The sequence below is a fragment of the Shewanella sp. NKUCC05_KAH genome, from assembly GCF_019345585.1.
Lineage (GTDB): Bacteria > Pseudomonadota > Gammaproteobacteria > Enterobacterales > Shewanellaceae > Shewanella > Shewanella oncorhynchi.
In genome coordinates this window covers 1-18,366 of the sequence record NZ_JAHKQZ010000020.1, presented here as the reverse complement: position 1 = coordinate 18,366, position 18,366 = coordinate 1, and the positions used below count along the sequence as shown (strand labels likewise).

The window sequence follows — 18,366 nt, the reverse complement described above, 5'->3', positions numbered from 1 at the left end:
GTTTTGTTATCGTTGTTTCATTAATCATTCCAACATCATTTCGCATGAATATCATTCAGAATTAACCGTTAAAATAAGGTATGATCGGCCACCCGTGGATGATGGAAAATAAGCCCTGCGGCGTGTTCGGTACTCGCACTTAGGTGGCATTGGGTATATCATCCGTTTCCCATTTTTAGACAGCAGCCCTTTTTTAGTGGCGGCCCTATTTTTAAAGGCAACTATGGCTATCAGAATCAAACTTAAACCCGGCCGCGAGAAGTCACTCGAGCGTCGCCATCCTTGGGTATTTTCCAATGCTATTCATAACATTAAGGGAAAACCTGAAGCGGGTGAGACAGTCGATGTGGTCGCGCATGATGGTCATTGGTTAGGTCGTGGTGCTTGGTCGCCTGAGTCGCAAATTCAAGTGCGGATTTGGACTTTTGATCGCGATGAAGAAATTGATCGCGCGTTTTTTGCCAGACGTTTACAGCGGGCGCAAATCGGCCGTAACGATTTAATCCGCGAGCAAGGCTTAACGGGTTACCGTTTAGTGGCTGCTGAGTCCGATGGTTTACCTGGGATCACCATCGACAGATATGCCAATGTGTTGGTGTGTCAGTTACTGAGCACAGGTGCTGATTTATGGCGCGATACCTTAGTCGAGCTATTGGCTGAGCAATATCCTGATTGCGCTATTTATGAGCGTTCCGATGTGGATTCCCGTAAGAAAGAAGGCCTGCTGCCAGTTACCGGTTTACTGCACGGCACTCTGCCTGAAATGCCGGTGATTATCGAAGAGAACGGCATCAAGATCGCTGTCGATGTGATTAAAGGCCATAAAACAGGTTTCTATCTCGATCAACGTGATAACCGCGCCATTGCCGCCCGTTTTGTCAAAGATAAATCGGTATTGAACTGTTTTTGCTACACGGGGACTTTTGGTCTGTACGCTGCGAAAGCAGGTGCTGCCAGTATTGAAAACGTCGATGTGTCTTCTCTCGCCTTGGCGACAGCGCGCCTCAATATGCAAGTGAACGGTTTGAGTGATGACAATGTGCATTACAACGAAGCCGATGTGTTCAAGTTGTTGCGCCAGTACCGTGATGAAGGCAAAACCTTTGATGTGATTGTGCTCGACCCGCCTAAGTTTGCCGATAACAAGGCACAGTTAAACGGGGCTTGCCGTGGTTATAAAGACATCAATATGATTGCATTGCAGTTATTGAATCCGGGCGGCGTGTTATTGACCTTCTCTTGCTCAGGATTAATGCCTGCGGATCTGTTCCAAAAAATCGTGGCCGATGCCGCGCTCGATGCGAAACGTGAAATCCAGTTTATTGAACGCTTAAGCCAAGCGAGCGATCACCCTATCGGTAGCGCCTTCCCAGAAGGATTCTACTTAAAAGGTCTAGTTGCCAGAGCTTGGTAAGCCAGCGTTTGATATAAGCTGTCTGCGATGGGCAGCTGAGTCAGATAACATTGAACTATAAAAAAGAGCTATAAAAAGAACCATAAAAAATGCCAGCCCTTTGAAAAAAGTGGCTGGCATTTTTACAGCGTATTTTGACATCAGCAGCCTTGTGACTGCGATGGGCTGTTTAAACGCAGAACTTATTTGGCAGTAAAGGTTTTGACGCCATCAGGGGCGCCAACGAGTAACACATCCGCCCCGCGTTTGGCAAACAGACCGTTAGTCACTACACCGACTATTTCATTGATCTGACTTTCTAATTCTTTTGGATTAAGGATCTTAAGATTGTACACATCGAGGATCACGTTGCCGTTATCGGTAACAACGCCTTCACGGTACACAGGATCGCCGCCAAGTTTAACTAGTTGACGCGCCACATAAGAGCGTGCCATCGGAATGACTTCTACTGGCAGTGGAAATTCGCCTAGTATGTCGACTTGCTTAGTGTTATCCACGATACAGATAAACTTCTCAGCCACTGCCGCGACAATTTTCTCGCGAGTTAATGCCGCGCCGCCACCTTTAATCATATCCATGCGGTCGTTGATTTCATCGGCACCGTCCACATAGACAGATAAACGATCGACGCTGTTTAAGTCATAAACGGGAATACCCAGCGCTTTCATTTTCTGAGTTGATGCTTCAGAGCTAGAGACTGCGCCTTCGATATCGGCTTTCATGGTCGCCAGTGCATCGATAAAGTGATTCACAGTCGAACCCGTACCAACACCAACAATGCTGTCTTTTTCAACGTACTTAAGTGCGGCCCAACCGGCAGCTTTTTTCATTTCATCTTGAGTCATGTTGACATCCTGTAACGGCAAATGAGTAAAAAATTCTGGGCTTAGTATACTCTTTTCCGATAAATAATGTGGCGCAATTCCACCGTGGGTGTGATCTAGATTGCAGGCATTTTCACATTAGCAAGCAGTCCCAATAACGTAAGTAACTTAAGCAGTTAAGTTGGAAAGCATTTCGCTATACGCCACTAATCTAACTAAGCTACTATGGCAAAAGCAGAATGGTTTATAGATGATTTGTAGAGGGATTTAGCATGGCAGGCGCGAGTTTATTAACCTTACTTGACGATATCGCATCGATTTTGGATGACGTAGCGGTAATGAGTAAAGTGGCGGCAAAGAAAACCGCGGGTGTACTGGGGGATGATTTAGCCCTCAATGCCCAACAAGTGACGGGCGTAAGCGCCGATCGTGAATTACCCGTCGTGTGGGCGGTGGCCAAGGGATCATTCCGTAATAAGTTGATTTTAGTGCCAGCAGCAATGCTTATCAGCGCTTTTATTCCCTGGGCTGTCACCCCTTTATTAATGTTTGGTGGACTGTTTTTATGCTACGAAGGGTTTGAAAAACTGCATCACAGCTATAGCCATCGAAAAGGCCAGCAACAACACGAAACCCAAGTAGAGAATGAGTTACCTGAGATTAAAGATTTCGCCGCCTACGAGGCCGAAAAAGTCAAAGGGGCGATTCGTACCGACTTTGTGTTATCGGCGGAAATTATTGCCATTACCCTTGGTATCGTGGCGGACAAATCCCTATCGACACAGTTTTTTACTTTAGCTGTCATAGGGATAGTCATGACCATAGGCGTGTATGGCTTAGTGGCGGCAATTGTGAAAATGGATGATGCGGGTTTGTACTTGAGTCAACGTGAAGGCGCCTCTGTATTAACTCAAATGAACCGTAAATTAGGTTTTGGTTTATTGAGCGCAGCTCCCGTATTAATGAAAAGTTTAACGATTATTGGCACGGCAGCCATGTTTATGGTGGGCGGTGGGATTTTAACTCATGGCCTACACCTAGTCGGCGAGCAAATCCACCATGCTGAACAAGCGGTTGCTGCCATTGATGTTGTTGGACCTGTGTTTGCTGTGCTGACGCCAAGTATTCTTAATGGCTTATTTGGTGTCGTTGCTGGCGCTGTTGCACTTATTGCGATGACAGGAATACAGAAATTGCGTAGTTAACTAGCTGCGCGCATCAACCATCAAGGATGAGCACGATGAAGTTAATGAAGTACTGTGTCTCCCTGAGTAAGTTGGCTTGGTTACGTAAAGAGTTTGGCAAAGATGCCGATGGGTTAATGGCGGTAATGGATGCTGCTGGCACGGCTTATCTTGATAACCTCAATGCCTTGACCGAGCCGCTGAAAAGTGAGCGGGTATCGGCCGAGGCTGAAAATGCGATTAAAGCTAAAACTCAACTTCAAGCGCAGCGTCAGTGGGCGTATTTGTGGCTGCAGCAACGTATCGCTCTGACTACACGTATTGATGATATTGAACTTGCAGCATTAGCAGCTTTTGAATTTCAACATGTCCGCATCGAGGTGGTTGAGCCGTCGGAGTTCGATGCGGTTGTCGCGCGATTACAGGTTGATCAAGTCTTAGGTTTTGATACTGAAACCCGTGCAAGCTTTGAGCGCGGCGTGCAACACCCCTTGAGTCTTATCCAAATCGCGACAGCGAATACCTGTTATTTATTTCAGCATGCCATTCTGGGAGAGCAATTTATCCAGTTAAAAGCCTTATTAGAAGATGAAACCATACTCAAAGTCGGGGTTGGTTTACGCAGTGATGCACACGCTCTCAGGCGGCAATGGGGCATTAATGTCGCCTCAACATTAGATTTAAATTGGGCACTGGCTCAACTTGGAGCGGAGAAGGAAATGGGGACGCGCCAATTAGTTGCGGCGCTTTTGGGTGCTCGTATCGACAAACCTAAAAAAGTCACCTTATCAAATTGGCAGCACGTGCCTTTATCCAGTGCGCAAATTCATTATGCCGCAGCCGATGCCTTGGCCGCACTCAAATGCTTCAACGCGTTAATCACTCAACTGATACCCTTTTATCATGCATCGAGTGCCGCAAAAGCCGCATTATTAATTCCTTCAAGTTTGATAATGCCATTGGCGAAATATTTTAAGGATGCAGAATGAAACACAAAACCCAAGATGCTGCAAAAGTTAAAATCATGCCATTACATTCGGATGTGAGCTCGCAAGGCACCAGTACTTTAGGTTTGATTTATCGCGTACTTGGCATCTTGCTTCTGTTAAGTGTTATCACTTTTGGGATTAATGCTTGGGCATAGATAGCGGTATTGCCAGCAGTCGAAAATAAAGGAGAACACTATGTTAGATGCTATTTGTGAACTCGAAACAGAGGATCATTTAATTGCGAGAACGACTTATAGTGTTTTTAAGTTTCAACAATTACCCGATGAGGATATCGAGCGTTTGCGGCAATGGTTAATTTGCCCCGCCTGCGGTGGTAAAGCATATTTCCGTAAAGCCTCAAAAGACGGTAAAGCTGCTTGTTTTGGCTCGCGATATCACCAAGCTGATTGCATTGAATTTAAACCTTCGGCACAAAAATCCCGTGAGGAGCAAGATGCCATTGAAGTGCAGCAACAGCTGGTGGATGCCGATGCGTTAATGATCGATTTTAGCCGTAAACCTCGTCGCCATACGCCTGCAAACAAAGTTTCGACAACACAGGCATTAAGCGGCAAGACTGAGCCAACGCCTAAATTGTCCTCTATGCCTGAGTCATCGAAAGCGTCTGTTGCATCGTCAGTGGATGATCGAATACAAGAGTCGAAAACAGGCTACCAAGTTAACACCGCTGAACATACCACTGAAAAACGAGTGCCTAGCCAAGGGCTCGAAAAGTTACTCCACAGTTTATTGCGCGGTACAGATTTAGCAAAATCGGATCTCTGGGTATACACAGACGCTGAGCGAAAATACCGTTGGCGGGCGAAGAACCTGTTTGTCAATTTTGCCGATGCGGACCCAAGCGACAATAAACCCCACATGTATTGGGGCACGATATCCCACACTGACCCGACGATGAGCTGGCTTAACCCCGCCGACAGCAAAGATATCGGCATTCCTATCGATGGGATAAAGCAACCATTATTAGCGCAATTTGAAATAGAAGATAAACGCTGCTTTGAAGGTGCTGGTTTGATTTTATTTGGTAAATGTTTTTGGAATAAAGAAAAGACCCGCAAAATTATTCAGCTATGGAATAACGATTTGCAGCGGATTTTTATCTCCAAGTTGGAAGATTAATTGGCTTTGGTGAGAGAAACTAAAAAGAGGGGAGAAAAGGGGCTATTCCCGACGCACAAAAGCGTTACAGCAAAAGTCCCTATCTATATCACGCTGATGAAAGCGCTTACTTGCCGCAGCACTTCTTGAATTTTTGACCGCTACCACAAACGCAAGGCTCGTTACGATTCGGTTTTTTCTCGAAAGTCGTGGTCTTAGGCTTATTTAATAAACCTTCTAATTCAACAATATCTTCAGCGACGTCGGCATTGACTTCGATATTGGCGAACAGCTGGTGTTCGGCAACAATCGCGGCAACTTCGAGTTTACGCGCTTCGTCGGCAACAATTAATTGTAATGGTAATGCTTCTGTACCCGGTTTAGCGGCACGCTTAGTGTTGTAGCCATAGCTTTCGTGCTTCGGCTTAGGGGTTTTACGACCCTTGAAGAAAAATTTGTCAGACATGAGTGGTTCCGTCGAGCTGTGTATGAAATTGACGATGCTTATACTATAAAACGCCGATTTTATAAATCGAACTCAGATCTTTTTTCGATAAATGCGCGTCTTTAACCCTTAAGCACCTCAAAATGGCCGAAACGGCACACTTATTCGACGTCATCAAACTGATTTGTTGTGGGATCATTTAGTCGAGTTACTATTAACCTATGGGCTCTAAACTAAGTATCTATTACGTCATATCGCTAATATGCGATGGCTTTTTAATCTCAGTGGCAGTTAAATCAACAGCAATAGCCTAACTTGTTTGAAAAACCTTCAGTTAATGAGTTTTGCCATAAAAAGTACTTTACCTTTGGAAGTGCTTTTAGCATAATGCCCCACGTCAACAGGGGTGTAGTTCCAATTGGTAGAACAGCGGTCTCCAAAACCGATGGTTGCGGGTTCGAGTCCTGCCACCCCTGCCAAATAAAACAACGGCTTGCATAGAAATATGCGAGCCGTTTTATTTTGTTAGAAAAGTTGTTAGAAATGTCTAATCAGCTTTTTGAATAACGATTCACTTCTTAATACTGCCGATCGTTGGCACTATCTCAGTTCTGCGGTCATAAACGTTCACTTGGCCAACGGTTTTATGCCCACTAAATTGCTGCTTGTCGTGAATGTTTCCCTCAAAGTCAGAGATGCCTTTCGCTTTGATGTCGTGAAATGTGAACGTTCGTTCAATGTCTGGATATTGTAATGCTAGTTTGTCTATCGCTCTGCGCCAACTGCTGCGCAGACCATCTGCTGTTAACCTGCCTCCACCTGTTTTGTTGATTACAAAGACGCTGGCAATACCTTTGCGTAATGTTTTCGCTTCATTAATGAGTTCATGCAAGCGTGGTGACCAAGCCTTGATCTGTTTCTTGCCAGTTTTACCCTGCTGAATAAAAATCCCTTCATCCATCACTTGTGACCACTTCAGTGATAGCACATCGGCTTGTCGCGCAGCACATAGATAACTGATCTCACAAGCAATTTTTAGCCGCTGTTCGCAGCACTCAAGCAGTGCGTTAAACTCATCGTCAGTGATGTACCGATCACGTGATTTATTCTTGAACTTCTTAACGCCTTTAGCAGGGTTTTCTTTGCAATGACCACGCTCGTATCCCCAGCCGAAGACTACACTACATGCTGATAATTCGTGATTTGCCTGAGTACGACTTATGTTCCCTCTAATATCCATGTATCGACGAATGTGGTGTGGCTTAATTGTGTCTGGTTCCATTTCGCCAAAGACTTTATTAAACATCGCTAGCTCCCGTTCTCTATCCCGTTGCGAGCGAGGTGCTAGTTCTTTGAATGTTGCAGATGCCTGGTATTCGTCAGCCATGCGTTTGAATGTGTACTTGGTCAGTGATTTTTCAATAGCTGTTTCGTATGCAGTCCAAACTTCTGCACGTGTTGAAGATGCCGAGCACAAGGTAATTGTGCGCTTGCTGTTTTTCATGATGTAGCTGGTAGCTTTACCGCGAACTTTATGCAGGTATACGCCTTTTGGCATCCATGCATCTTCTGGTTTGCGTTTAGCCATTGCTTATTGCTCCAAAATTAGGAACATTGTCATTTGCTACCGCTCGATGTGTAAATGGGTAGTTTACCGCCGTCCATGTCACTACAGGCTTACCGTCACTACGTAAGTGATAATGTATTCCTTGTAACTTTAGTTGCTTGATTTGGGCGCTTGCTTTCGTATAGCCGGTTAGCTCTATTAATTGTTGATCTGTTAGCATTTCGTTTAAAATGGTCGCCATATTAGTTATCCATAATGCTTGAGCAAAGAATTATTAATCCTTTTGCTCCAATATATTTGCGACTATTTTCTCATTCATTTTTTCAAGTTATGAACTCTCAAACTGCCCAATACGGACACATAAAGCCTTTTTTATGGTGATTAAAATTGGAGTTAACGCCTATCCCGCTTGTTGTAAAGATACAAGCTTCCGAAAGTCACCACTGTGAAGAAAACGAATAATCCCAGTAATCCCCATATTAACGGCGTCATCGCTCATCCCTCTCGTTATTTAACATCTATTGTTTATAATAGCTTGGACTTGGAAGGAGGGCATTATGGCAAGAACGTTAGAGCAGATTCTGGAGCAGGAAAAACCAGGGGTGGTTTTGCAAGCCAATGAGAAGGCTGCGGAAATTCTAAAGGATATTGATGAAAAGGATGACCCTTCAGCCGCTAGCGATCAATCAGGCGGCTGACGACGAAGTGGATGCAAAAACTTTCACATGTGAAAGTTTATCTGCCTCAGCATGATTCAACTGAAGGTAAATAAACTGTGGGAGAGGAATAAAGTTTCATACTAAACAGTCAAGTAGCCCTGTTTGTATCGTTTTAGATTAAACGTGACCAGAAATATAGATTCATACTGATTGCTACTTGCTAGTCTAAATCGAGCTACAACTGAGCATTAAAGTATCATACTGTTTGTAACTCATTTTGGGACAAAAGCGTCATAGACCCTTTGCTCTAACTCTTCAGTTTCGGATTAAAATTTTTATGGAGATAACGCTTTAAACAGCGGAAAACGCGAGCGCAGCGAGTGGTTTTCCGATGTTTAACTTGTTAGGCATTTGACTCACCAAGAAACTCAGAGATTAAATGCCATTTCTCCTCATATGCTTCGTAGTTGGGAATATCTTTGAGATTTACCTTGCCCCAGTCTTTGCTGCGTGGAGCAGACTCAATTACACCAACAGGAAAAACATAATACCTTGGTGGCAGAACTTCTTTTTTGCCATCTTTTGAACCGCGATTAAGCAAAACCACAACAACGAAATCACAGCCGAAGTTTTTGATGGGAAAGCCGCCAGCACCAGTGCGCCACCTACTTTTGACCTGAACCATGGCAGATTTATTTGATTCAGGGTTTGTAGCAACCAAATCATAGCCCGGCATGTTCGTATACGTTTTATACGAGGCGATCTTGTGTAACAGAAGCTGACCTAGAACCAAAAATTCAGCACCCTCAGCTTCCAGCCTTGTATCTAATCTTGGCATGTGACTCCTTGATGCCTAACATTTGGTTAAGGGGCGGGCTTTAGCCCGTCCCAGTGAGCGAAGCGAACGATTTGAACCAGTTGTTAGAACTACGTGCGCACAAAGCTAGCAATCAAATTCATGATCTTATCCTGTGGATAATTTAAACTGGCAGACCTGAAAGTATCTTGTGTCATTTTTTTGAATGAAGGCTGGATTGCTCTTAGTTTTTTTATAGCTTCCTTGTCGAAGGCTAATAAATCTCGAACATTCTTTGCGGCATCTACATAAGATGCCATATTCGTATAGCCTGAGGCTTGGTATTCTCTGGCGATATAATCTTCAGAGTAAAGTGTTGCCAGTCCTTCTTCAATAACAGGTGCCTCGCGTTTACCATCGGGAGCTAATAGATGAACAACCTCGTGAGCCAATTGATAATGAGCTAGCACTTCATCGTTTAGTGCATTGACATTTAATTGGATTGCAATATTACCGCAATTTCCAGGAAACCAATTTTGAGGGCCGTTTCTTTCAAATTCTATGCCGACAAACGTCCATGATTTATCTCGCTCGCCATATAGACCTTCAATTTCTCTGACCATGGCTCCAAGGCGACTAGCTAGAGTCCACGTGTAACCATCGTTAGTTGGTAGTGGCCGTGTAAGGTAATGATTTGGATGTATCACGGATTTTCCTAGTAGTTCTAACATGTTATTAGTGCGCATGCGTGTTTACCTCGTTGGACCAGTTCAAACGCGCACGGTTAACTATCTGTATGCAAAGAACTTATCAGCTTTCTGCCAAATACACCATCTGCAAAAATGCGCATGCGCGTTTTCCAAACCTATTAACTAAACACCTGCCTCTATAGTCAATTGATTTTATAGCGTTTTATTTATTGCGGACGGAGTTAGTGCGCACCGTTCTTGTCTTTAAATCATCCCCAAATACCTAAATTTAAATACGACTGTATACCCATACATTGTTAGTCGATTTATGGTAGGGCCAAACATAGGCAAATAGATAAAAATTTGTATAGCAGCAGGAGTGGGAATTTTCGATTGAGCTAACGAGCCGAAACACTGAATGGGGCAGCTTAGAAACAAAGCTGGCGGCTAGCATCCAACTAAAACCGCCATATCAGTATGATACTTTAATACTCTTCTGCAGTTGCGTAGAGTGAAACGCATTTTTCTTGAATTGATGGTGACGCTGCGGGCACGTAGGCGTGTTTTATGTGTTGGGTATTGTGTATCAGCAAGCGGATGGTAACTTTCACATGTGAAAGTTTTTAGCCGGGGGTTGCCTCTGGTTGTTCAACAACTTTGACCTTGCGCCCAGATGGAGCATAAAACAGATACCATCCTCCAAATTCAGTGGTTTGTTCCGCCAGAACATCTTCCGTTTCTGTGTCAATTAGAGCCACTCTAATTCCATCTCGTTCAAGCTGGCCTTCAACTTCACGAATCTCAGTTAACGGCAAACGTAGTGTATTTATCCCGCCTCTAATCAATCTTGTTGATTCCACAGCTTTGTAACGAGGGGACAAGTTGAAGCCGCTACCTACCTGAATGGCGTAACTTTGATAAGGTGTGAGTGAATCAACGATGGCTGGTGTTACAACTTCTCTTTCTGCCACTGTTGCAGTGATACCTTTAACTTCGGGCTCAGTTGGTTCACAGATTCCGTTGAGGTTTAAATCCTTACACGCTGATAGCTCCAATTGGGCTTGGTTGCGTAGAAGGGCTCTTGAGAATCCAGTTCGGCCAAAACTCCCGCTAACAGACAAAGCAATATTATTGTCCCCATTAGATGATCGATTAAGGGACATTGATATTGTTGCTAAATCCCAGTTCCATATATCTGCACGTAAACTTTGTTGTTGCATTTCCCACCCATGACCAAAATTGTTAGCCGTGTAGCGGTAGGTGAGCCGCCCCAAGCTGAATCGTTTTGATACCTCTCCATTGAAACGTTCTATATTTTTAATACCATCAAGGTCTTTACTTTCACGCTCATAGGACGCCAAAATCTGCCAACCATCTGTCATGCTAGCAAGCATCCGCCCTCCAAAGATATTGGATTTGACACCATTGGTTAAACGGTTGGATAAGTATGGAGATAAAGAAATTGATGTATTCAGTGCCTCAAGACGAGCGCTGTGATATGTTCGTAGCGTCGTCTCCTGAGTTTCATAGCCGCCGTGCGTGCGGGAAGAGTACTGAATAGTTGGTTGGAAAAAAGAACGAGATGAAATGCTAAAAGAGCGTAGCTGAAAGTTATCCAAATCGCTAAATTGTCCGAAAATAGAGAACTTATCATTCTGCCAAGAGCTGTTCAGAGCGTATCCACTACTGCAATACCAAGTAGGTTCAACTGAAAAGTTATCTCTTGAGTATAAAGCTGAAAAATAATGTCTTTCCTGTTCATCCTGACCAGTGAAAAGCGACAATTCATTAGTCACTCCGTAGCTCAAGCGTCCAATTAACTTGCTTTCATCCGTGGTTGGAGACTTGCCTATAGCTACCTGGTAGTTTAGACCTCCTACTGGCGCAAGTCGTCCCGAAATGGCTCTTTCTACTGTTTTGGTGTCCGTTGTGCCATCGGGCAATACAGCGTCAAATTTATATAGATTATTGCTGTAATCCAGTTCGATTTTGTAAGAGAACGGCTCACTATCCAGAACCAAGGATTGTAAATAGGTTCCGTCACGGTAAACATCTACCCTTGTTCCAACAGGCCAGTAGAGCTCAATTTGGTCATTAGAAAATGAACCTGTAGCCAAATAGTTCTCGTTTGTTGCGGCAAAGCCATCCAATCCATATCGCTGCACTCGTCCCAGCTCAATGTCTTTTATATAGCGATTGTCTTCACTATGCCATTGTGATGAGAAATATGACTCTTGTCCTCCTATCCCCGCTCTAACATCAACATCAAGATCTGCGACGCGGCCTGTTCCCGTGATGTTACCTGCAATATCACCTTTGCTTTGATAGGTGAGAAAGTAGTCAAAGGATTTTACATCCAGCTTGGATACACTTGGTTCAATTGTAACCTCTGGCTTGACCTTTTTGGTTTTGGCTGTGTTACTACGTGGGTAAAAGTAGATGGTTTGTTCTGACCAAACAATTTTGGCATGACCAAGGTTGTTTAGCCTTTCCAGGGGAAGTGATGCTGTTGTGTTTACACCAGCAGCTTGCCATAGCCCTGGTTCAGCAATGGCGCTATCTACTTCACGAGAAACAAGGTACTCCCCCTTGTTTTGTCCGTTCACGACAAACTTCATCAGGTAGTCATCCGCACGTGTTGGTGAGGCTGTAAGTGTGAAAGCTGCGGCCAAGATAGAGGGCACAAAAACTTTCACATGTGAAAGTTTTTGCTTCATCACTCAGACTCCTCTCTGACTGGTAGTCTTAGTGTGATTCTTGAATGAACCCCTTGTTTTCCTTCACCTATTACGGCATAAGAAAATGCCATCTTGGCGTCTGGCGTCAATACTTTCCTATCACTCTCACGAGCTTTAACTACTTGCCGCTCTCCAGGCAGCAGTTGGAAGTGTCGGGGAAATACTTGTAACCCATCTGGTGGGGTGATTTTCACTATTATTGGCGAATTTAGGGTATTTAATACTGGGATTTCAGTCGTTGACTTACGACTGATCTCTACGTCATGGACTTTAAGTTGCAATGCAGTCGCGGGTGCTGATAGAAGAGTTGCTATCGTCGCCATCATGATTGAATTAATAAGGGACTTCATAGGGATCTCAGCGAGTGGCAATGGTCAGGGCCAACGTTTTGCTGGCCCTGACGCTATGGAATTATTGGTAATCGACGGTGAGATCGACTGTTCCAGAAAAGATCCCTTCCTCCCATGCACTGAGCTGCATGAATCCTGATGAGGCTGTGGCAGGTTGGCGATACGACCACGCGATGTAGAGTTCACCTGACGCAGAAGTAGTTGCTGCAACTGGTGCCGCGTTTACACCGGTTCCTGCACTCGTTTTGGAGATTGCATCCGCACAATCAACGTTTGAAGTCGTCAAGTTAACTTTCGGTGTTCCCGAAAAGCTTAAAGTTGCGCCACCTGGCGCAGTAGGATTTGACAGGTTAGTAATTGTAATACCAACGTTCTTAGCTATATCCCCTTGTACTTTTAAACACCCTGGTTGCGCTGTGTCCTCTGGGTTTTGTGCCAGGTGAGTTGACCAGCTTTTTAATGAGAAGCCACTTGTAGGTGATGCTCCTGCCTTTCGTTCTAGCGTCATTTTGTATGGCTGAATCTCGCTTATTGAAAGAGCTGGCGGTGTTGCTGCGATTTCTGCTGTTCCAGTACCTGTACCGGCAAAAGCACCAACTGAGGATAAAGAAACAACTGAGGTGATAGTGATAAGTTTTAATTTTTGCATTGCTTGTCTCTCCATTTGAATAAAAAATGCGTTTTTCGCATGGAGGATTTTGAATGCGATCACCAGATATTTTGGTACGCCAAATTGCCCTTTTTGGACAAAATGGAAAAGGGTCTAGGGTTATCGTAATTACGGTATTATCGTAATTATGATAATTACAGTAATTTAAATTTGTTCTGACGTAACAAACTTAACTAAGTGAAATTATTGGCTAATTTTGGTTTTTAAGTTGTTGACAACTCCCTTTAAACTGATATTCTTTGAATAACGGTAGCTGGCCTTTAAACAGTATTTTCATTCGCGTAAGGATTTATTCCTTCGCACATCAAATAGCCCATTCATGATTTATGTTTGGGACACCAAGTAAGGCATGGGGTCTCGCTTGTTCATTGTTTTAAACTTTGAACAGGGGGCTTTATGCGTTCCAATGTATTCAAACCACTACCGTTCCTGCCAGATAACCATCACCTTAATCGATGGGCGTTTGGTTATTATTTGGTCAAGATTGGTTTTTCGAATTCAATAGTTCAAAAGGAAACTTCCTTCAGCTATAAACAAGTCAGAAAAATAAGAGAGGACCTTTCCATTCGTGAGCGTCGGTGTGCAACGTATGGGCAAAATATTTTGGCAAAGACAGACTGGATTATCTATTCATCTGCAACACAAATTTACAGTGAATTGCGCGAGAAACTAACTCATCTAGAATCAGTTCTTGAAGCATATGCATGGCTAAAAAGTAAAAAAGATTTTGATATTTCAGGCTTCTACAAAGCCTGTGAGGAAATCAGTACAGGTGAGGCATTTTTTGCTGGATGCGTACATTGTGATAATGAGGTTTTCAGTGGGCCGGGTTTGAGAGATAAAGTTGTTAGCTGCCGCTGTCCTGTGTGCGGTAAAACTAATTGGGAGCGGCCACAAACAGATCATCGCATTGGTCACATTGCAACATTACCTAGGTTGAATCATCAACAATCGTTATTCTAAGGAGCTCTGTTATGTACCAAAAAATTACTAAGATTGAAATGCTCATCGCTAGCTTAGTGATAATGATTTTGTTCGGAGTGGACATAATCAAAATCACCAGCAAGATTTTTACTTCAATATTGATAACAAGCTTTTAGTAACGAGAGGTAGCTGGCTTCTTTAAACAAACAGCATATTCATTGATTTGGTTAGCAGAAGTCTTTCACATGTGGAAGATCCACTGCGAGTTCATGGTTAGCATGAGCGGCCCTGTAGGCTATGGCCTACGTGGTTAAAGCGTATCGCCATAACCCCCCGTTAATCTGGCGCGAATGGGGCGGAGAGCTATCAACAGCCGCGATCGCAGTGCCTCAACTTTTTATTCGTTGAGGTTTGTTATGAACGTACAAATTCACCCTTCTTATTTCCGCAAGATTGTATTGTCGGAACCATTTTCACAAATGATCGATGTGGCGGCAGCGAGTGGCTCAATAACTCATAAGGCCTATGTGTGCCTAGCCATTGCTCATTTTTCCAAACTGCTTCCGACCTCTGTAAATCCAGCAGTAGAAGCTGAAATTAATCGCCGCAATACGATACTTGCTACCCAATATGGCATAGCTGGAGGTGTTGCATGAGCGAGTTCATGGAGAATTTTTCGTGGCTCGATTTGCGACACGCTGTAGAACATGAGCCAGCTCCCCTCGATTTTGTATTGCCAGGTTTCAAATCAGGTACTGTGGGGGCACTTGTATCGCCTGGTGCGACAGGGAAAACGATGCTTGCGTTACAAGCTGCCATCACAGTATCAGGTGGCCCTGACATGCTCGATTTCGCGGGTATGGACACAGCATGGCAGCGAACCGCTGGCCGAGTTGTATTCCTCACAGGTGAAGATCCTTGCGATGTGCTTAATGGGCGTTTTTACTCAATCGGTAAACATCTTAAAAAAATAGAGAAGGAAACAGTATTCACTAACTTACATGTTGCTCCCCTTGTTGGCCGTGGCGTGGATGTGATGACGATAGAATGGCGGCGCTGGCTTGCCAGCGTCACTCGTGATGCACGGCTAGTCATTGTTGATACGTTGCGGCGCTTTCACAAACTCGACGAGAATGACGGCGGTCACATGGCTGGACTGCTAGCCTACATGGAGCAACTTTGCCGTGAGAACTCAACAACAGTTCTATTCCTTCACCACACAAGCAAAGCAGGAGCTCTCAATAGTGGTGATGCCCAGCAAGCCAGTAGGGGCAGCTCAGTTCTGACTGACAACGCTCGATTTCAGGCGAATTTGATCGGAATGACTCTAGAGCAGGCTAAACAATTCAACATCGATGAAAATTGCCGCCGTAACTTTGTACGACTGTCATTCCCAAAGATCAATTATTCCGCACCGATAGAAGACCGATGGTTCCAAAGGGGAGTTGGAGGTGTCTTAGAACCAGCGCAGCTTTCGTATGGGGGCTCATCAAAATCGACGATGAAGGAGAAATATGGAAAGCCACGGTTAAGCAAAGTTGTTGGGGTGGGAGGCGAGAATGACTGGTAATGAAGCCGTGCCTACTAGCACAGTATTACAAGCGCGAGTCATGTTATATCAGCCATCGCTACGCCCAAAGGAAATGCAAGGCGATTGGATCTCAACATCGTTCGGTCGCTGTCGCGTCAATGGCCGCTTAGGGCAACGACATGCTGATGTGGTTGAGGCAATAATGTACACAGCAGAGCGTAAGAGAGAGATTTCTGATGGGGGTATTGAGTTATTGGTTGATCCAGCTAAAGTTCGTCGAATTTTGTCTGACCATAACTACAGTTTGTCTCGTCTACAGTCGTTGTTAAAAGACCTCCGAAGCGCAACAGTTGAAATTGTCACGCCAGAGCTTGAGTTGTCAGGAGATCGGATTATTGGTGGGCTGATCGATCACGTGATCCCTTCACCTAAAACGCGTTACAACCCACTTACAGGAGGTGAGCGTCACCTCTGGCGAGTAAGACTAGGCATTGCTCTAGTAATGCTCCTAGAGCGAGACCTCAATCTATACTACTCACCTGGACCTATAGCACGACTTCAACATGGAGTTAGTCAAGCTGTGGCTCGTCATGTGTTAACCCATCAAAACAATCCAAATGGTGGTTGGTACACTGATACTCTACTCCGAGCTGTATATGGTCAGAATATTACAAGCATGGATTTACGCAATGGCAGACGGCGCTTGAAGGAAGATAGAGAAGGTTTAAAGATGGTGGGCATTGAGTTATGCGAAACCGCAACTCGGATAATGCGTGCCACAGCGGCCTGATTGGATTTACTTTGCTGAGGAAAACGTGCCACAACGGCCCGATAGCGTGTCACAGCGGCCCGATAGCGTGCCATAGTGGCCCGATAGCGTGTCACAGCGGCCCGATAGCGTGCCATAGTGGCCCGGTTGTGTGCCACAACGGCCCGATTTTGGCAGTATCTTTAGGATATTCAGTATATTCAGGGCGGCATAGCCTTCCGCCTTTATGGCGTTCGGCTAACCGCTAAGCTCTCTGGCCCTGCAAAGCCTTTCCCCTTACCATACTGGCTAGGGGGATTCTTCGAACTTCTCAAACGGTTGAAAAGGATGCTGAAGGGCGGCCAATAAGCCGTCCTTAAATGAAAAGGGACATTTCCGCGTTAAAGCAATAACTCTAAAACGCAAATTTCGGATTAAAATTTATATGGATTACGTCCACATAAACCGCGCGAGCTTGCGAGCGTCGGGCGAACAAAGAGAGCGAATTTAATGTGCTTGTTAGTGATGTTCTTAGCAAGAGTTTGACAAGGAAGGAGTCCAATGCACATAGGAAGCGGGAGGAATACCCCCAAACCTAGCAGAAAAAGAGTGGCCCGAAAGTAGAATGAATTGACGCCTTTTAAAACGGATTCTTTGATTTTATTCAAGTTGCTTGCAAGCAAGCTATTTCTATTTTCGTTCATAGGTAGCACCTCGCTATTTTCCGTGGAGACTCGAACTCCAAAGTGATTTTTAAAGTTAACTGTTAAATCGTATGCTGCGACACAAACTGCCACAACGTTAGTTAAAATTTCGAACCACTCTCCCGCGCTACCTATGTGCACTGGGTCTCGTACATTAACATAAAACACCACAACTTACAAACTGTCCAGCGTACGCAGTACGTGAGTTGCAGCAGTTTGTTAGGCCTTTTTATATAGCTTTCGGAATGGGTTTTTTGTTGTTTCCCACTCCTCTTTTAATAAGACCCTTGCCTCCAAAACTATTTTATCTAACAAGTCTCTCCAGTTTGAGTAAGCATTATTATCAAGACCGGTTTTTGAAGGGTCTAGCAAGTCTAAAAGGTGAGATAGAAGATTGTTTGCAGCGACGTCGTCAGGTTTGAAGCGAAGACTAATTCTGCTATGGATATGTAAGGCGTCATATTTTAAACGATCCAACTCAGCAACTGAACTGGATTTCTTTTGTTGATCGGATTCTTGGTTGGATAATAAGTACAAATCTATCCACTGATGAGCCTTGCACGTATATTCAGAAATATCCTCTCTAAGCCCATCAATCCATGCCTGACGAAACTCCGATATTTTTACCCCTCTTGTTATAAATGCAGCTGTAATTACACCAGCAGCTACCCAGAGTGTTGCAGTTAGCATAGATTACTCCTGTGATGCCTAACGTTTGGTTAATGGGCGGGCTTTAGCCCGTCCCAGTGAGCGAAGCGAACGGTTTGAACCAGTTGTTGAACGAAGCCGCTTTGCGGCAGGAACAAGATAAAGCCATCCTTTTGCCCCTCATCCTAAATACTTGCTAGACGCGACCTGCTTCGGTCGCAAACCTAGGAGTATCATCATGGACATTCACGAACAACAACGCTTTGATTTACTTTATGAACAACATCTTACCAACTTAACCTTGCAAGGCAAGCGGCCTGCAACCATTGATGCCTATAGCCGAGCTATACGCCGTATTGCGGCATAT

19 protein-coding genes and 1 tRNA gene are annotated in these 18,366 nt (G+C 44.4%); 11 read left to right on the top strand and 9 right to left on the bottom strand.

The genetic code is table 11. The features are described from left to right. Positions 1-223: 223 nt before the first annotated feature. Entirely contained in the window at positions 224-1,414 is a 1,191-nt protein-coding gene (locus KO533_RS17280; RefSeq protein WP_219255312.1) for a class I SAM-dependent methyltransferase, read from the top strand. 182 nt (positions 1,415-1,596) lie between these two features. Here the strand turns inward: KO533_RS17280 and rpiA are convergent, their stop codons facing one another. Further along, complete coding sequence (gene rpiA / locus KO533_RS17275; RefSeq protein WP_219255310.1) at positions 1,597-2,259, bottom strand: ribose-5-phosphate isomerase RpiA; 663 nt, start codon at positions 2,257-2,259, stop codon at positions 1,597-1,599. A gap of 251 nt (positions 2,260-2,510) precedes the next feature. Here rpiA and KO533_RS17270 point away from each other — a divergent pair, with 251 nt between their 5' ends. From KO533_RS17270 to KO533_RS17255, 4 genes are read left to right on the top strand one after another with little or no spacing between them, the layout of a single operon-like run. Continuing rightward, positions 2,511-3,443 (top strand): DUF808 domain-containing protein, encoded by a 933-nt coding sequence (locus tag KO533_RS17270; protein ID WP_219255308.1) that lies wholly within the window; start codon positions 2,511-2,513, stop codon positions 3,441-3,443. A gap of 35 nt (positions 3,444-3,478) precedes the next feature. Continuing rightward, positions 3,479-4,411: a 3'-5' exonuclease gene (locus KO533_RS17265; protein WP_219255306.1), complete on the top strand. Its 933-nt coding sequence runs from the start codon at positions 3,479-3,481 to the stop codon at positions 4,409-4,411. Next, positions 4,408-4,566, top strand: coding sequence for a hypothetical protein (locus tag KO533_RS17260; RefSeq protein ID WP_173243196.1), 159 nt, complete (start codon positions 4,408-4,410; stop codon positions 4,564-4,566). The genes KO533_RS17265 and KO533_RS17260 overlap by 4 nt, the downstream gene beginning before the upstream one ends. A gap of 40 nt (positions 4,567-4,606) precedes the next feature. Beyond that, complete coding sequence (locus KO533_RS17255; RefSeq protein WP_173243199.1) at positions 4,607-5,551, top strand: hypothetical protein; 945 nt, start codon at positions 4,607-4,609, stop codon at positions 5,549-5,551. A gap of 106 nt (positions 5,552-5,657) precedes the next feature. Here the strand turns inward: KO533_RS17255 and KO533_RS17250 are convergent, their stop codons facing one another. Continuing rightward, complete coding sequence (locus KO533_RS17250) at positions 5,658-5,996, bottom strand: PBPRA1643 family SWIM/SEC-C metal-binding motif protein (RefSeq protein ID WP_028761503.1); 339 nt, start codon at positions 5,994-5,996, stop codon at positions 5,658-5,660. A gap of 381 nt (positions 5,997-6,377) precedes the next feature. On the opposite strand from KO533_RS17250, the gene KO533_RS17245 reads away from it, so the two are divergent. After that, positions 6,378-6,454: transfer RNA gene (locus tag KO533_RS17245), tRNA-Trp, on the top strand. Between the two features lie 92 nt (positions 6,455-6,546). On the opposite strand, the gene KO533_RS17240 is transcribed toward KO533_RS17245, so the two are convergent. Further along, positions 6,547-7,563, bottom strand: a complete 1,017-nt coding sequence (locus KO533_RS17240) for a tyrosine-type recombinase/integrase (protein WP_219255304.1) — start codon at positions 7,561-7,563, stop codon at positions 6,547-6,549. Beyond that, positions 7,556-7,783, bottom strand: a complete 228-nt coding sequence (locus KO533_RS17235; protein WP_198573660.1) for a DUF4224 domain-containing protein — start codon at positions 7,781-7,783, stop codon at positions 7,556-7,558. Before KO533_RS17235 ends, KO533_RS17240 begins: the two co-directional genes overlap by 8 nt. A 316-nt stretch (positions 7,784-8,099) precedes the next feature. On the opposite strand from KO533_RS17235, the gene KO533_RS17230 reads away from it, so the two are divergent. Beyond that, a complete protein-coding gene (locus KO533_RS17230) occupies positions 8,100-8,240 on the top strand; it encodes a hypothetical protein (protein ID WP_198573659.1) in 141 nt (46 codons plus the stop codon). A gap of 364 nt (positions 8,241-8,604) precedes the next feature. On the opposite strand, the gene KO533_RS17225 is transcribed toward KO533_RS17230, so the two are convergent. The 4 genes from KO533_RS17225 to KO533_RS17210 form a co-directional block, all read right to left on the bottom strand. After that, the gene (locus KO533_RS17225) at positions 8,605-9,039 is read right to left on the bottom strand and encodes a hypothetical protein (protein WP_011717190.1); all 435 of its coding nucleotides are present in this window, start codon (positions 9,037-9,039) and stop codon (positions 8,605-8,607) included. Between the two features lie 89 nt (positions 9,040-9,128). Then, positions 9,129-9,620, bottom strand: a complete 492-nt coding sequence (locus KO533_RS17220) for a hypothetical protein (protein WP_219255303.1) — start codon at positions 9,618-9,620, stop codon at positions 9,129-9,131. Between the two features lie 689 nt (positions 9,621-10,309). Continuing rightward, the gene (locus tag KO533_RS17215; RefSeq protein ID WP_219255301.1) at positions 10,310-12,403 is read right to left on the bottom strand and encodes a hypothetical protein; all 2,094 of its coding nucleotides are present in this window, start codon (positions 12,401-12,403) and stop codon (positions 10,310-10,312) included. 432 nt (positions 12,404-12,835) lie between these two features. Further along, complete coding sequence (locus tag KO533_RS17210) at positions 12,836-13,423, bottom strand: hypothetical protein (protein ID WP_219255300.1); 588 nt, start codon at positions 13,421-13,423, stop codon at positions 12,836-12,838. 417 nt (positions 13,424-13,840) lie between these two features. Between KO533_RS17210 and KO533_RS17205 the strand changes: the two genes are divergently transcribed. The 4 genes from KO533_RS17205 (at position 13,841) to KO533_RS17190 (ending at position 16,689) form a co-directional block, all read left to right on the top strand. Next, positions 13,841-14,407: a hypothetical protein gene (locus tag KO533_RS17205; RefSeq protein WP_198573654.1), complete on the top strand. Its 567-nt coding sequence runs from the start codon at positions 13,841-13,843 to the stop codon at positions 14,405-14,407. A gap of 377 nt (positions 14,408-14,784) precedes the next feature. Next, the gene (locus KO533_RS17200; RefSeq protein WP_242068433.1) at positions 14,785-15,024 is read left to right on the top strand and encodes a hypothetical protein; all 240 of its coding nucleotides are present in this window, start codon (positions 14,785-14,787) and stop codon (positions 15,022-15,024) included. Then, positions 15,021-15,938, top strand: coding sequence for a helicase RepA family protein (locus tag KO533_RS17195; RefSeq protein WP_242068432.1), 918 nt, complete (start codon positions 15,021-15,023; stop codon positions 15,936-15,938). The genes KO533_RS17200 and KO533_RS17195 overlap by 4 nt, the downstream gene beginning before the upstream one ends. Further along, a complete protein-coding gene (locus tag KO533_RS17190) occupies positions 15,928-16,689 on the top strand; it encodes an ABC transporter ATPase (RefSeq protein WP_219255298.1) in 762 nt (253 codons plus the stop codon). Before KO533_RS17195 ends, KO533_RS17190 begins: the two co-directional genes overlap by 11 nt. A gap of 881 nt (positions 16,690-17,570) precedes the next feature. On the opposite strand, the gene KO533_RS17185 is transcribed toward KO533_RS17190, so the two are convergent. Further along, complete coding sequence (locus KO533_RS17185) at positions 17,571-18,041, bottom strand: hypothetical protein (RefSeq protein WP_198573651.1); 471 nt, start codon at positions 18,039-18,041, stop codon at positions 17,571-17,573. Positions 18,042-18,366: the final 325 nt, after the last annotated feature.